Source organism: Brevibacillus sp. YAE8 (assembly GCF_057543335.1).
Map to the genome: position 1 here is coordinate 1 of NZ_BAAIYG010000116.1, position 580 is coordinate 580.

The following is a 580-nucleotide window of genomic DNA, read 5'->3' on the forward strand; positions in this document are numbered from 1 at the left end:
CAGTGTAAGAAAGATTGCTTGAAGATGTTAGTGTTCGGTTTGAGCTAGAAATAGATAGATGTTACGAAAGAGGGGAAAGAAGGTATGACGCACACATTAATTAAAAATGCAGAGATTATTACGATGAATGAGAAGAATGATATTATTTACGGTGACCTTTATATTGTTGGAAATCGTATTGCAGCCATCGGGAAAAATCTGCATCCGGAAAAGGTAGATAACGTCATTGACGCAGCAAATAAAACGATTGTGCCGGGCTTTATACATACTCATATTCATTTATGTCAAACGCTTTTTAGAGGGCAAGCAGATGATTTAGAGCTGCTAGACTGGCTAAAGAAGAAAATATGGCCGCTTGAAGCTTCGCATGATGAAGAATCTATCTATTATTCAGCACTGTTAGGGATCGGTGAACTCATTCAAAGCGGGACTACAACAATTGTCGATATGGAAACTGTTCATCATACGGACTCTGCTTTTCAAGCTATATCTAAGAGTGGAATCCGAGCTCTTGCAGGAAAAGTAATGATGGATAAAAAAGGCGACGATCTGCCAAAAGCTCTGCAGGAGACAACGGCTG

At 39.7% G+C, this 580-nt stretch carries 1 protein-coding gene; it reads left to right on the plus strand.

Annotated features, from left to right (window positions below; all coding sequences use genetic code 11):
• Positions 1-84: 84 nt before the first annotated feature.
• Positions 85-580: amidohydrolase family protein (locus AC27IT_RS27895; RefSeq protein WP_487092276.1), on the plus strand; the 496-nt coding region annotated here is incomplete at its 3' end.